The sequence below is a fragment of the Mucilaginibacter sp. P2_D11 genome, from assembly GCF_056404435.1.
This window is the reverse complement of sequence record NZ_JBFUEA010000006.1, coordinates 185,987-199,312: the sequence shown is the minus strand read 5'-3', so window position 1 is coordinate 199,312 and position 13,326 is coordinate 185,987. Positions and strand designations below refer to the sequence as shown.

General features: G+C 45.5%; 13 protein-coding genes. 6 read left to right on the top strand and 7 right to left on the bottom strand.

Translation table 11 applies throughout. From position 1 onward, the window contains the following. Positions 1–4: 4 nt before the first annotated feature. Positions 5–475 carry a hypothetical protein gene (locus tag AC1DXC_RS11185; RefSeq protein ID WP_477459239.1) on the top strand — a complete coding sequence of 157 codons (471 nt, stop codon included), beginning with the start codon at positions 5–7 and terminating at the stop codon, positions 473–475. Here the strand turns inward: AC1DXC_RS11185 and AC1DXC_RS11180 are convergent. Then, entirely contained in the window at positions 472–3,729 is a 3,258-nt protein-coding gene (locus tag AC1DXC_RS11180) for a PAS domain-containing hybrid sensor histidine kinase/response regulator (RefSeq protein ID WP_477459238.1), read from the bottom strand. The genes AC1DXC_RS11185 and AC1DXC_RS11180 overlap by 4 nt on opposite strands. A gap of 144 nt (positions 3,730–3,873) precedes the next feature. Between AC1DXC_RS11180 and AC1DXC_RS11175 the strand changes: the two genes are divergently transcribed. Together AC1DXC_RS11175 and AC1DXC_RS11170 are read left to right on the top strand one after the other, a co-directional pair. After that, on the top strand, positions 3,874–5,160 hold the full coding sequence (locus AC1DXC_RS11175) for a citrate synthase (protein ID WP_477459237.1): 1,287 nt from the start codon (positions 3,874–3,876) through the stop codon (positions 5,158–5,160). A 99-nt stretch (positions 5,161–5,259) separates the two neighbouring features. Continuing rightward, a complete protein-coding gene (locus AC1DXC_RS11170) occupies positions 5,260–7,155 on the top strand; it encodes a RecQ family ATP-dependent DNA helicase (protein WP_477459236.1) in 1,896 nt (631 codons plus the stop codon). Positions 7,156–7,161: 6 nt separating this feature from the next. On the opposite strand, the gene AC1DXC_RS11165 is transcribed toward AC1DXC_RS11170, so the two are convergent. Next, positions 7,162–7,434: a hypothetical protein gene (locus tag AC1DXC_RS11165; RefSeq protein ID WP_477459235.1), complete on the bottom strand. Its 273-nt coding sequence runs from the start codon at positions 7,432–7,434 to the stop codon at positions 7,162–7,164. A gap of 9 nt (positions 7,435–7,443) precedes the next feature. After that, complete coding sequence (locus tag AC1DXC_RS11160) at positions 7,444–7,923, bottom strand: DUF6932 family protein (protein ID WP_477459234.1); 480 nt, start codon at positions 7,921–7,923, stop codon at positions 7,444–7,446. A 329-nt stretch (positions 7,924–8,252) separates the two neighbouring features. Here AC1DXC_RS11160 and AC1DXC_RS11155 point away from each other — a divergent pair, with 329 nt between their 5' ends. Beyond that, positions 8,253–8,858, top strand: a complete 606-nt coding sequence (locus AC1DXC_RS11155; protein ID WP_477459233.1) for a GIN domain-containing protein — start codon at positions 8,253–8,255, stop codon at positions 8,856–8,858. A gap of 80 nt (positions 8,859–8,938) precedes the next feature. Here AC1DXC_RS11155 and AC1DXC_RS11150 read toward each other — a convergent pair whose 3' ends face one another. The 3 genes from AC1DXC_RS11150 to AC1DXC_RS11140 form a co-directional block, all read right to left on the bottom strand. Beyond that, positions 8,939–9,274, bottom strand: coding sequence for a class I SAM-dependent methyltransferase (locus tag AC1DXC_RS11150; protein WP_477459232.1), 336 nt, complete (start codon positions 9,272–9,274; stop codon positions 8,939–8,941). 3 nt (positions 9,275–9,277) lie between these two features. Next, on the bottom strand, positions 9,278–9,994 hold the full coding sequence (locus tag AC1DXC_RS11145; protein WP_477459231.1) for a hypothetical protein: 717 nt from the start codon (positions 9,992–9,994) through the stop codon (positions 9,278–9,280). Between the two features lie 222 nt (positions 9,995–10,216). Next, positions 10,217–10,618: a hypothetical protein gene (locus AC1DXC_RS11140; protein ID WP_477459230.1), complete on the bottom strand. Its 402-nt coding sequence runs from the start codon at positions 10,616–10,618 to the stop codon at positions 10,217–10,219. A 281-nt stretch (positions 10,619–10,899) separates the two neighbouring features. Here AC1DXC_RS11140 and AC1DXC_RS11135 point away from each other — a divergent pair, with 281 nt between their 5' ends. Together AC1DXC_RS11135 and AC1DXC_RS11130 are read left to right on the top strand one after the other, a co-directional pair. Next, entirely contained in the window at positions 10,900–11,493 is a 594-nt protein-coding gene (locus tag AC1DXC_RS11135; RefSeq protein WP_477459229.1) for a GIN domain-containing protein, read from the top strand. Positions 11,494–11,617: 124 nt separating this feature from the next. Continuing rightward, on the top strand, positions 11,618–12,343 hold the full coding sequence (locus tag AC1DXC_RS11130; protein WP_477459228.1) for a head GIN domain-containing protein: 726 nt from the start codon (positions 11,618–11,620) through the stop codon (positions 12,341–12,343). A gap of 263 nt (positions 12,344–12,606) precedes the next feature. On the opposite strand, the gene AC1DXC_RS11125 is transcribed toward AC1DXC_RS11130, so the two are convergent. Then, complete coding sequence (locus AC1DXC_RS11125) at positions 12,607–12,996, bottom strand: hypothetical protein (protein WP_477459227.1); 390 nt, start codon at positions 12,994–12,996, stop codon at positions 12,607–12,609. Positions 12,997–13,326 lie beyond the last annotated feature (330 nt).

The following is a 13,326-nucleotide window of genomic DNA, read 5'->3' as shown; positions in this document are numbered from 1 at the left end:
GGCAATGGCCAAATATTTTAAACTACTGCCGCCTGCTGCTTCAGATTACTTTACCTATGCTATAAGTTTTGCGCTTGTATTCGATTTCGGCTTTTTGCCGCGTATAAAGGATGGCAGCGAAACTATGGGCATGTTCCTGCTCTTCTCCGTATTGATGGCCTTTGGGTTGCTGGCTTTTTCTTTCTTGTTCTATTACTTTATCAGAAGCAAGCTGAGGCATATAGCTGCTTATTGCTTAATGATGTACCTGCTATCAGAACTTATCGCTGCTTTTGTATTGGGAAGACCCTGCCTGTTCGGCCTATTTACTGGCACCGTGGTGTACAACGGTACATCCTATCCGGAAATCTTCGTTTTCCAGAAGCGTGCAGCCCTCGGGTTATCCATGTCGTTTATTACAGCGGCAGCAATCTGTTTCGCCCGGAAAGCTCTGGCATCGTACGTAAAAAACGCAGCACCGCCTAAAGCCGGTTAAATATTCTGGGTTATTACTGGCTTACAATGCCTGGATACCTTTTCGAAAAGCACCTCGGGCACGAAGGGCTTCGTGAGGAAATCGCTCATGCCATGCTCAAAGGCTTTGGTATGGGTTTCTGGCATAGCATCGGCCGTGAAGGCGATGATAGGCAGCGAGGGTTGTTGTTCTTTGATGATAGCTGAAGCCTCGAAGCCATCCATCACAGGCATCTGCAGGTCCATAATGATTAAGTCGTAAGCCTTTTCGCCGGCCATTTTCACGGCTATCAGCCCGTTGGCGGCATCATCCACATTAGCCTGCCATTTTTTGAGGAATTTGGCTGCTATCATAATATTCATCTTATTATCATCTACCACCAAAATATTCATGCCGTAAAGATCGGGCGGCAATAAGGTAGCGACAGGTTTTTCCGGCAGCGCCGGTGCCTGCTCTGCCAGCTGGAACCATACCGAAAAAATAAACTGGGTGCCCTTGCCCAGTTCGCTGGTAACATGTATGCTGCTTTTGTAAAGCTCCACCAGCCTTTTGGTTATCGCCAGCCCGAGGCCGGTGCCGCCATAATCGGCATTGATAACTTGTTCTTCCTGTATAAATGGATCGAATATTATCCCGAAGTTCTCGGCAGCTATGCCAATGCCCGTATCGGTAACCTTAAAGGTGATGAGTATTTCGCCATCTGTGGCCCGCTCTTTCTGCAGCACAATGCCCACCTTGCCTTGTTTGGTAAACTTAACGGCGTTGTTCACCAGGTTTATGAGTACCTGGCTAAGCCTGTTTTGATCGCCTACGAGGTATGCGGGGATGCTTTGGTCGGCAATGAGTTCTATTTCCAGGTTTTTCTCCACCGCCCGGGCGTAGAACGATTGCTTGATGTTTTGCGCCAGGTGATGAATGTTGAACGGCGAGTTATTGAGCACCAGTTTGCCGGCCTCTATCTTATTATAATCAAGTATATCGTTGATAATAGCCAGCAGGTTCTCTCCGCTGAATTTAAGCGTATTGAGGTACTCCAGTTGTTCGGGCCTTGGGTCTTCGGCCAGCAGCAAATTGGTTGTGCCTATTACCGCGTTCATGGGCGTGCGTATCTCATGGCTCATGATAGACAGGAACTCCGATTTGAAGCGCGAGGCACGCTCGGCTTGTTCTTTGGCGGTGATTAATTCCTGCCGGGCAATTTGCTGCCTGGTAATATCTTCGCCTATGCTGGTGGTGCCTTTAAGATTGCCTTCGTTATCGTAGCTGATGGTGTTTTGCCAGCTGATGGTACGCAACTCGCCGCTGCGGCAGATAACCGGGTTTACGTAATGCACTTTTACGGTATTGGTGATAAACCAGTCCGTCATCATCTCGCGCAGGTCCTCGGGGATAAAATTATCCATCCAATTCATACCCAGTATCTCATCCTGCTGGTAGCCAAGCAGGTTGGCCAGGTGCTTGTTGCAGAATATCACTTCCCCTTTCTCATCCAGCGAAAGCGCGGCCAGGTTAATGGTTTCCAGCACCTGGCGGAATTTATTTTCGGTGCTTTTGTGTTCTATTTCGGCCTGCTTCCGCTGGGTAATATCCTGTAGGGTGCCTACTATCTTACGCAGGCTGCCATCCTCGCGGTATTTCAGTTTACCGGTAATAACGCTGATATGTTTTAATTTGCCCTTAGGCGTTATAATGCGGTACTCTACTGCTACATCGGATGCGGCCTTAAACAGGTTTCTTACAATATATACATCGTCGGGGTGTATATATTTTATTAACGCCCTGCCCGCGTGCGTTAACGATGCTTCGTGTTCATCCAGTTCGTATATGGCGCTTATTTCTTCGCTCCAGGTAAGTTTTTTTGTAGCGTTATAAAATTTCCAGTTGCCTATTTTGGCTATGGTTTGCGCTTCCTGCAATTCGGCCTGGCTTACTTTCACCGCTTTTTCGGCAAGCCGGGCCTCTGTTATATCCTGTATTATACCAACAATACGGCTTAACTTGCCGGCTTCATCGGTTTGCAAATCGCCGCGCAATATCTTTATATATTTAACATTCCCCCTAGGCGTTACCAGTTTATGCTCGTGGTTGAGGTTGGTAATAGTGGTAATGTTTTCGAAGTACGCTGCGGTCTTCTTCAAGTCATCCGGATGCACCAGGCTCATGTAATACTTGAATTTATCAACGCCTTGCAGTATCGAATCAAGTTCAAGTATCTTAAATAAATTATCCGACCAGTAATCTTCGCGCGTTTGGGCATCAAACCACCAGTTGCCGGTTTTGGCTATGCTTTGTGCCTGCTGAAGCAAATATTCGCTCTCCTGTAAAGCATCGGCACGTTTCTTTTGCTCGGTAATATCCGTAACTGATACCGAGATGCGGTGCAAATAATTGCCGTTGATATCGAACACAGGCGCCGCTTTGGCCATAAACCATTTTGGCTGCCCGTACAGCGAAGGGAACTCCAGCGTGTAGGGCTCGCGGTGTTTCATTACATGGTCAAAGGCCTTTGCAAAAGGTACGGCCTGCGCCGGGCCCATCACTTCGACCAAATGTTTATTGAGGAACTGTTCGCGGGTAACGTACGGCGGGCTATGCGGCCCGAACCATACGTTTAGGCATATGATGTCCTCGTCGAGCTCGAAGATGGTATCGTTCATCGAACTGATGAGCGCGTGCAATTGCTGGCGGCTCTCGCGCAGCTTATGGTCGTTAGCTACCAGGCTTTCGTTCAGTTGCAATACATCGTTTATTGCTTTCCTGAACTGCTGTTGGTAGCTTCCCATCACAAAGAACGATACATAGGCTATTAACGTGAATATCACCAGCAATATGATGAGTATGGTGCCTGAGATAAACAGCTTGGGCGAGGTATAATAGGCGCAGAGGATAACCACCAGGTTCAATACGCTAATGGTAACAAACTCCCAGCGTTTGCTGCAAAAAAATGTAAGCGAAATGAATATGGTGATAGAACTGAACAGGTACACATGCTCAAAACCGTTTTTGCCCAGCAATACGCCGTTGTTGATGGCAAGGTACGCTATAATGGTTGCGTAAACCGAGTACTTGTATGCCGTTTTATACCTGCCGAACGACAGGCCGAGCGCCAGGGCACAAAAAAGACAGTTTACAGCGCGTAGCCAGATAGGGTCGTAAGAGTTGTAATAACACAAATAGTGAAGCGATGGGCTTGCGATAAGCAAACCCAGCAGAAGCAGGCGGTAAACCGTATGGTCGTTATCTATCTTCAGCAGGGTTTTTTCCTTAAACGCCATGCAAGGGGTGTTTTTTTAACATCAGCCAACAATATACGGTAAAAACGCATCTACCGGAATAAGAATTTTACAATTAGTAAATTGTATCTTGAAGCCTGTTTATACGCATATTTACTTACATTTGTTGCAAATACTATATTTTCCATGTCTGATACCGCACAACTAAAAATTGGTGATAAAACATACGAACTGCCTGTAATTGAAGGCACCGAGGGCGAAAAGGCGATAGATATTTCTAAACTGCGCGACTTAAGCGGCTACGTTACTTTAGACGTAGGGTATAAGAATACCGGTGCTACCAAAAGCGCCATTACCTTTTTAGATGGCGAGGTAGGCATACTTAAATACCGCGGTTACCCTATAGAGGAACTGGCCGAAAAATCGAGCTTTATAGAGGTTGCATACCTGCTGATATACGGCGAATTGCCAACTGCCGGGCAGCTGGAAAGCTTTGGGCGCGAGATTAGCCGCCACACCCTGGTGCACGAGGATATGAAGAAGTTTTTCGATGGCTTCCCTTCCGGCTCGCACCCTATGGGGCAGTTATCGTCGTTGATTGGCGCTTTGGCGGCTTTCAACCCGGCATCGCTTAAGCCGGGCCTTACTGCCGAGGAGGTGAACCTGGAAATTATCAAGCTGATTGCTAAAATGAGTACCATCGTATCGTGGATATACAAAAAATCGTTGGGACACCCCATGATGTATCCGCAGAATAAGCTGGATTACGTAACCAACTTTTTGTACATGACCTTTGGGCAACGTACCGAGGACGTGGTAATAGACCCTGTAGTGGTAAGCGCCATGAACAAACTGCTGATACTGCATGCAGATCATGAGCAGAATTGCTCGGCTTCAACCGTGCGTATCGTTGGTTCGTCAGACGCTAACCTGTATGCTTCTATTTCTGCGGGGATATCTGCACTTTGGGGGCCGCTGCACGGCGGCGCCAACCAGGCGGTGATAGAGATGCTGCAGAAGATAAAAGAGGACGGCGGTGATACCGATAAGTGGATCAAAAAAGCCAAGGATAAGAACGATCCTTTCCGTTTGATGGGTTTTGGGCACCGCGTTTACAAAAATTTCGACCCGAGGGCAAAAATCATCAAAAAGGCCTGCGACGATATCCTGGAAAAACTGCACATACAGGATGAAACCCTGGAAATTGCCAAAAAACTGGAAGAAGTTGCCCTGAGCGACCCATACTTTGTTGAGCGCAAGCTTTACCCTAACGTAGATTTTTACTCGGGCATTATTTATACCGCCTTAGGTTTCCCTACAGATATGTTTACCGTGCTGTTTGCCCTTGGCCGCCTGCCGGGATGGATTGCCCAGTGGAAAGAAATGAAAGCCAACAAAGAACCTATTGGCCGCCCGCGCCAGATATACGTTGGTGCTACGGATAGGGAATATACCGATATTAAGGGAAGATAGTTAAATCTTTTTACACCATAGCGATGGGTTTCAAACCCATCGCTATAATAAATACAACAAAAGCCCGCCATTTGCCGGGCTTTTTTTATAACCAGCCAGATGACCACACGCGAACTGCTTAAGCAATATTGGGGCCACGATAACTTTCGGCCGATGCAGGAGGAGATCATCGCGTCGGTAATGCAGGGGCACGATACGCTGGCCTTGCTGCCTACCGGCGGTGGCAAATCGGTGTGTTTCCAGATACCGGCTTTGGCTAAGGATGGTATCTGCATCGTAGTATCGCCGCTCATCGCGCTGATGAAAGACCAGGTGGAGAACCTGAGGGAGAAGGGCATCGATGCGGTTTCCATCGTATCGGGCATGAGCCGCCGCGAGGTGGATATCGCCCTGGATAATTGTATTTACGGCTACACCAAGTTCCTGTACCTCTCGCCAGAGCGTTTGTTATCCGAATTGGTGCGAGAACGCATCAAGTACATGAAGGTAAACCTTTTTGCGGTAGATGAAGCACATTGTATATCGCAATGGGGCTATGATTTCCGTCCGCCCTACCTTCATATTGCCGAACTGCGCGACCTGCACCCCAAAGTACCTGTGCTGGCCCTCACGGCAACAGCCACGGCCGATGTGCGCGTAGATATACAAGAGAAGCTTTTGTTTAAACCAGGCAGCATGCTGTACCAGCAAAGCTTTGCTCGTAAAAATATCAGCTACGTAGTGCGCCATGCCGAAAACAAGAGCCGCGCCCTTATGGATGTGGTTAGCGGGGTAAAAGGCAGCGGCATTGTTTACGTGCGTACACGCAAAGGCACTGCCGATGTGGCCAAATTCCTAAACGAACACAATTACAAGGCCGATTATTACCACGGTGGCCTCAGCGCCGATGAGCGCAGCGAAAAACAAGAGGCCTGGAAAAACAACCGAACCCGCATCATCGTAGCCACCAATGCCTTCGGTATGGGGATAGATAAACCGGATGTGCGTTTAGTGGTACACCTGGAGGCCCCCGATAGCCTGGAGGCTTATTACCAGGAGGCCGGTCGCGCCGGTCGCGACGAGCAAAAGGCATACGGGGTATTACTTTACGATGGCATAGACAGGCTGCGTCGCGAGAAAGTATTCGCGCAGAGTTTCCCCTCGGTTGCAGAAATCAAGCAAACCTACCATTACCTGGCCAATTACTGCCGGGTAGCGTATGATAGCGGGGAGGGACTAAGCTTCGACCTGGATCTGGCCGATTTTTGCAGCACCTATAAGCTCGATGCCATCAAAACCCTTAACGCGCTGAAGTTTTTAGAGCAGAACGAATATGTGGCATTTACCGAGAGCGTTTTCCTGCCCTCGCGCTTCAGGTTCGAGGTGACTAACGAAGAACTTTACAACTTCCAGATACAGAACCCCGGCTGGGACCCATTCATCAAAACGCTGCTGCGATCGTATGGCGGCTCCTTCGAGAATTACGTACGGCTGAAAGAGTTCGACCTAGCGCGGCGCACCGGCATGAGCGTGCAGCAGGTGGTAGATGGGTTGAACCAGTTGGGCGGCTACCAACTGCTGAATTACCTGCCTCAAACTGACAAGCCGCAGATAACCTGGCTAATGCCACGGCAACACAACGATAATGTATTCATCAACAAGGCAGATATAGAGGCCCGCAAGGCCACCTACCGCAAAAAGATGGAGGCCGTATTTGCCTATGCCGAGCACAAACGCTGCCGCAGCCAGATGTTGTTGGCCTATTTCGACGAAACCAACGCCGCCAGATGTGGGGTATGCGATGTTTGCCTTACCGAAAAGCGGCAAAAGAATGCGTCGGAGATATTCGAGAACATCACCAACGAAATAGTGGAGCTGTTAAGCGTAGATGCCCACAACATTGGCCAACTGATAACGAGCCTGAAGCGTGGCACTGAAAAAGAAAAGATAGAAACGCTGCGCCTACTGCTGGATGCCGGGAAAATAAAAACGGACGGGGAGAAGTATTATTTGTAGGGGGGACTAAATTGCTAATGCCAATTCCTTCAATTCCTTTTGTTCTACTTTGTCGGATGGGTAATATTTATTAATCATTAATTTTATCAAAGAAAAACTCTCAACAGATTGAAAAGGCGGCTTTGCCAACTCATCAATAAATTCAGCAATTTGCTTTGCTTTTAAAATTTCGTATTGAGCAGACATCAAACCAAGGTCATCCTGCCTGTGCAAGGAAATCATCTCTTCAGTTTTTTTGATATTTTCAATCAATTCTTTTAAATGATGAATACGCCTCATAATTCAAATTTAAACATTTATTTCTAAAAAACCTTTTGGCACTCTTTTTCGCTGCGCGGTTGGTTTTGTTTTACCAAAATGGTCTAACCAGTATGCTTTGTCGGCTTCGGTGATATAAAACGACTTGCTTTCGGAAGAATGCACAACCACAATATAGCCGTCTATTCCGTAGCTATGCACGCTATTTGGGTAGATGAATTGTTTTAAAGCTTTTTCTTTAGCCTTTACGACATCGTAATCTATAAAGGAAACGATATCAATATCCAGTGGATTTTTATTTTTTGTAACGTAGGATCCATCTATCCATTGTTTTATATCGCTATTACCGCAAACAACTTTCAAATCGTTGCAATACAATTTGTACTGTTCAAATAAATAGCGGCGCTTTTCACTATCGGGTCTAATAACAAATTCCTCTTCAAACGCTGCCAAACTACAAGCTATCGTGGTTTCGGGGATAAGAAGGCCACGTTGGTTAAAATCAAACATATTTATAACACTTGGTTCGTAAATATATATATCATTTCTGCGTACTCCTAATCAGCCAGTTCACCATGTGGATTTCTTTTCTAAAAGGCACGAATCGAGCCGAATCTTCATGTTCGTTTTATCTGCACATCCGAAATCTATATCCCGAAGCTTCGGGACACATCCGCATCTTTTTCGCCGACCCTTTTCCACCGTTCACCGATGTAATTGCCCTGTACGTCTAATAGGCGGTATTTTGCTGTAACGTTTCCTAACTGGTAGCGTCATATGGGTGTATTTAATAAAACGAAAAAACACAAAACGTACTCACCATCAAAATATTAGGAATCATGAAAGCGAAATTTTTAACCATAGCAACCATCTTCACTTTAGCCTTAGGTACCGTAACCACCGCCTTTGCAGCCACCAGCAATAACAACGAAGAAGTAGCCACCGTTTTAACAAACGTTAGCCAGATAAACAAAATAGAAATACGCGGTAACGTGCAGCTGTTCGTATCAGATGGCAGCGCCGACCAGGTGAAAGTTTACAACCGTTACTACGCCGAAAGCGCCCTGGTACAAAACGATAACGGTGTACTGCGCATTGCATCATACAACGCAAAAACCCTGATAGTTTGGGTAACCGCTGCCGACCTGCGCGCCATCTCTGCTTACGATAACGCCGAAGTAAAATCATTCGGGAACCTGTCTAAAATCGATTTGGATGTTAACCTGTACAACAACGCTTCTGCACAGTTGAGCCTGGATGCCTTTAAAGCAAACATCACCGTGAACGACCGCGCCAAAGCCGACCTTACCGGTAACGTAACTGATTACAACTTAACCCACGACCAAAGCGCAAGCGTAAACCAAACCAACCTGGTAGCAGTAAACAAAGCCGATAAAACAACCAACAAGCACACCCTGGCTAAAGAAGACGTAGCCGCCCTGTAAGCACTACTTTTGCAAAAGTTCAATATATATTCTGCAGCCATCGCGTAAGCGGTGGCTTTTTTTTATGGGATCAGCTCTTTTCAAGGAACCTGTGTTTTTCTGCGTTTTTCTTTAAAAATCGTAAAGTTGTCGTCAAACAAGAGCGCTTCTCCGTCCATCTCTATTAGCACGGTATCCTGCACGCTGTTTTTGCGCGCAGCCTCTAGCATCGCAGCAGAGGTATCGATTCCGGTAACTTTGTGTTTTTTATATTGCCCCAAATGCGCGCCGTTCCCAACGCCGATTTCCAGCAGCTTACCTTGAGGTAGTTTATTTACCTCATTAAACAACCGTTGTTTTTGTGGTTTTAGAATTACATCTACCAGGGGATAGAACAATGAGAAATTGTTATAAAAGGCGGTAGTTTGTTTACTCATTAGCTATCTGTTTTTTTTATCAGCTTTTATGGCCCGTTTGTATTCGTTCAAAGACTTATCCAGATCCTGCCCCTGGTTATGTATGCTTTCGCAAAATATCTTGCAGGCTTTTGGGTTTTCGCTGCTGCCGCATTGGCTTTCGCAACCTGTTAAAGTGTTGCGGGGCATCAGGGCATATAAATGGGTAACGGTAAAGCCTACGGCTAAAAAGATGGCCAATACGCCGGCGAAAAACCATTTAGGAAAGCGGTTGTCCTGTACCAAAGGAGTAGCCGGCGGGGTGTTAAACGGAAATATGTACCTGATCCGGTCATAATGCCAGCATAGCAGGTAAATACAGGCAATCACCATGAGCGGCGCAGTAAGCAATGAACCTTCAAACCTAACCGCCAGCGATAAGATGCAAATATTGAGGATAATAGGCAGGTAAAGCAAGGTGCCTAATACCACCGTGCGCGGAATGAGCAGCAAAAGGGCGGCGAGGATCTGCGCGTAACCTATAAAAGTGTAATAATAACCCGTATGGTGCAGCGCCTCCAGGTAGTGGCCCATGGGTTGGTTATTGTGCAGATCGGTAAAGCGTTCGCCAATGATCTTAACATAGCCGGCAGGCAAAAAACCTGCGGCAAGCGACAGGCGCGTGAATGTTGTAAAATAGCGCATCCATTTATTGCGCCTTACTTCGGCGTGTAAGGTGTCAAGTCTTGCAGATAATCTCATTTTAAAAGTTCTTTGAAAAACAAAGTTAATTATCGCGGCGATAAATGCAAATTATTTTTTCATAATACTTAGCTACCTTGTAAGCAGTACTTTTGCAAAAGTTTGATATATATTCTGTAGCTATCAAGCAGTTAAGCCTGCCTTTCTTCAGAATTACCGAATTGGCCTTTTAGTTCGGGCCATTGTGCAAAAAGGGGGGAGAGAGGGAATTGTACTCCGTTTTTAATTTTTTTCCTGGCCGGAAACCTGGGAAGTCTCCACCGTAAATTGATCGGAGTCTTTAAGAACCACGATTTCTACTTTTACCAGGCCGCCTGGGCTTAACCATGTGTTCTCCTTCAACTTTTTGTAACTACTGTTCATCTTATCGGTCACCATTGGCATAATCGACATCGACAAATAACTTTTAGATGAATAGCAAATGTTATCTTTATAATACATAATTATTTTTCCGGCGTCGCGCACAGCAAGTGTATCTGTATTGTCGGCTTTAGATAGTGTGATCAAGGGATTCGGCGCAATAAGCGCCCAGATCTGTTCCCTGGTTTTCCCGAGGGTATGGTCCTGTGCTTTTACGGAACAAATTGAAATAAGAATGATAACGAGCGTTAAGAATGCTTTCATTTTTTGGTGTAGGGTTCAAGCCAAATATAAGGATGTAGCAGCGATATCAACCCACGCTCATCTTCTTTTTATTTATATTCCTCTTACTTCTTTTGCCTTGCCCTCTTGCTTCTAATTCCACTCTCCAACTTCGCCGACTCATTTCTGTCGTTCACCGATATAAACCCGCACTGTGTCTATTTCACACTATTCTCCTGTAACGTTTCGGCGTTGGGCTCGTCTTATTAGTGTATTAAGTTACTAAACAACATAAGGCATTCAAAATCAAAATATTAAATACCATGAAAACTACAATATTCGCCATCTTAGCTACAGCATCATTAGCTTTGGGCAGCACAAATTCAAGCTTCGCTTCAGTAAAAAACGATAACAAGGAAGTAAGCACTATCTTAACAAACGTAAGCCACATCAGCAAAATAGAAGTACACGGAAACGTTGAGCTTTACGTATCAGACGGCAACGCCGACCAAGTAAAGGTTTACAACCAGTACTACGCCGAAAGCGCTTTGGTACAGAGCCAAAACGGTGTGTTACGCATATCATCATACAAAGCCGAAAAATTGGTAGTATGGGTTACCGCAGCCGATTTGCGCGAGATTGCCGCTTACGATAACGCAGCCATAAAATCATTCGGCAGTTTATCTAAGATAGACCTCGACGTTAACCTTTACAACAACGCTACCGCCCGGTTGAATTTGGAAGCTTACCGCGCAACCTTAATGGTAAACGACAATGCAAAAGTAACCTTAACCGGCAGCGTTACCGAGTACTGCTTAAAATACGCCGACTCTGCCACCGTGGTAAACGATAACTTCGTCACCGTAAATGAAAGCAAAATACAAATCGACGCAAGAAGAGATATTGCCGGCTTATAATGAACATCTTTCACAACCCTACATATATCTTAAAAGCTGTTGCCTGGCAACGGCTTTTTTATTTTAGGTTTTTGATGTAACTTCAAGCCGTATATCGGCGTCAAAACCAAAAAACTCACAAACCATGAAAAATACCTTTACCAAAATATTCATTTTAGCAATGCTTTCAGTTAGTTTGCTCACCTCATCGTGCAGGCGTTTCAGGCCCGTACATGGCTCGGGCGTGGCAGGTACCGAAAAGCGTACCGTAGTAAGTTTTAGCAAAATAGACGTATCGGGCGGATTGAAAGTTATCCTTACGCAGGATAGCTCATCTACTGTAACCGTTACAGCCGACGATAACCTGCTTAAATACATTAAAACCGAGATTGAAGGCAACAAGCTGCACGTCTACACCACCCGCAATATCCAGAGCCAAACTCAGGTGTTGATTTCCATCGGCCTGAAACAACTCGAATCGTTGGAAGCATCGGGCGCGGTAGAAGTATTATCCGTGGGCCGTATCACCACCAAAGACCTCGACCTGGCCTTCTCCGGCTCTACCAACGTAGATCTGGACATCAGCGCTGCCGATGTGCATACCGATGGCAGCGGCAGTACCGAATTGAAGCTGAAGGGGCAGGCAGCATCGCACCACGTAACCCTAAGCGGCAGCGGCGATATAGACGCGTTGGATTTTGTAGTAGGCAAATACGATATCGAAACATCCGGCGCCAGCCATTGCCGCATCAACGTGCTTAAAGATCTTGGCGTACACAGCAGCGGGTCGTCTGAAATAGAATACCGCGGCAGCCCATCAAACGTAAGCAGCGATAAATCGGGCTCGGCATCGATAACGAAGATAGACTAGGCAAATAAGAATGCAGTGGTAGTTTTAACCTATTGATTATAAAAGAAGAAAAGCGGCTTCGTCAAAAGTCGCTTTCTTTTTTTGCTCAATATTTCAACAAGGGTTATCCTCTTATCTTATATCCTGGTATGATAACGGCTTCGATTTTTTCAGTGTTTTTTGCCATGCCTGCAAAGCGGCCGGTGCTTGCAGAGCGAACTATCCACTGGCCTGTTTGAGGGGTGACAGCCTTGGAAACGCTTTTGGATACGTCGGTTTTTCCGTTAGTTGGTTTCTGCAAAGATTTGCTCATAATATCCTATTATCTGTTCTGTATCAGCTATTCTGCTTATGGGTATAACAAATATAGCGCTATTTTCTTTATTCCCCAATACTTGAAAATGGTTAATAAATGTACGGCGTAGTATCTCTTTATATACCTGATAACGCTTATTATTCTCGTTAGTTGTTTCGGTAATTAAATTTGCAGCTAAAAATCCCCAGGTATTTGTGGTCGTACGTGACTCCATTTCTACCATTATATCGAGTATGGTTCCTCCGATTTGCCCAAACGAGTTTTGCCGAGTCATCATACGGTATCTTAAATCTTGGATGCTATCGACCGAATTTTGTTTTGGAGTTAAATCTATCTTCGGATAATAGTCCAATGTCATCAGTCCTTCAGGATAAGTTTTTACAGACACCACATATTTGATACACGAACGCGAATTATGGCAATAAAATCTATAAATAAATTCGCGCAGGAAGGATTCTTGCAATGGATACCTGTTCTTTCTTATTTGTATAAGTTGATATGATAAGGATTGGTCGAACATACAAATCAAATTTAGCATATTATCCGAAATGATTAAAATTTCAGTAGACGTGCTAAATATTTTGAGTTTGCTTTTCCGGCAGGAAAAAATCACTTAGGTTTTGACTTAATCAAATCGCAATCATAACTTTAAGTGTCTACAGCCATTAAAATAAATTAACCTTTAGTA

Excerpts from the sequence above, each read along its gene's own strand:
- AC1DXC_RS11185 (WP_477459239.1), top strand. The coding sequence starts at position 5 with ATGGCCAAATATTTTAAACTACTGCCGCCTGCTGCTTCAGATTACTTT.
- AC1DXC_RS11180 (WP_477459238.1), bottom strand. The coding sequence starts at position 3,729 with ATGGCGTTTAAGGAAAAAACCCTGCTGAAGATAGATAACGACCATACG.
- AC1DXC_RS11175 (WP_477459237.1), top strand. The coding sequence starts at position 3,874 with ATGTCTGATACCGCACAACTAAAAATTGGTGATAAAACATACGAACTG.
- AC1DXC_RS11170 (WP_477459236.1), top strand. The coding sequence starts at position 5,260 with ATGACCACACGCGAACTGCTTAAGCAATATTGGGGCCACGATAACTTT.
- AC1DXC_RS11165 (WP_477459235.1), bottom strand. The coding sequence starts at position 7,434 with ATGAGGCGTATTCATCATTTAAAAGAATTGATTGAAAATATCAAAAAA.
- AC1DXC_RS11160 (WP_477459234.1), bottom strand. The coding sequence starts at position 7,923 with ATGTTTGATTTTAACCAACGTGGCCTTCTTATCCCCGAAACCACGATA.
- AC1DXC_RS11155 (WP_477459233.1), top strand. The coding sequence starts at position 8,253 with ATGAAAGCGAAATTTTTAACCATAGCAACCATCTTCACTTTAGCCTTA.
- AC1DXC_RS11150 (WP_477459232.1), bottom strand. The coding sequence starts at position 9,274 with ATGAGTAAACAAACTACCGCCTTTTATAACAATTTCTCATTGTTCTAT.
- AC1DXC_RS11145 (WP_477459231.1), bottom strand. The coding sequence starts at position 9,994 with ATGAGATTATCTGCAAGACTTGACACCTTACACGCCGAAGTAAGGCGC.
- AC1DXC_RS11140 (WP_477459230.1), bottom strand. The coding sequence starts at position 10,618 with ATGAAAGCATTCTTAACGCTCGTTATCATTCTTATTTCAATTTGTTCC.
- AC1DXC_RS11135 (WP_477459229.1), top strand. The coding sequence starts at position 10,900 with ATGAAAACTACAATATTCGCCATCTTAGCTACAGCATCATTAGCTTTG.
- AC1DXC_RS11130 (WP_477459228.1), top strand. The coding sequence starts at position 11,618 with ATGAAAAATACCTTTACCAAAATATTCATTTTAGCAATGCTTTCAGTT.
- AC1DXC_RS11125 (WP_477459227.1), bottom strand. The coding sequence starts at position 12,996 with ATGACATTGGACTATTATCCGAAGATAGATTTAACTCCAAAACAAAAT.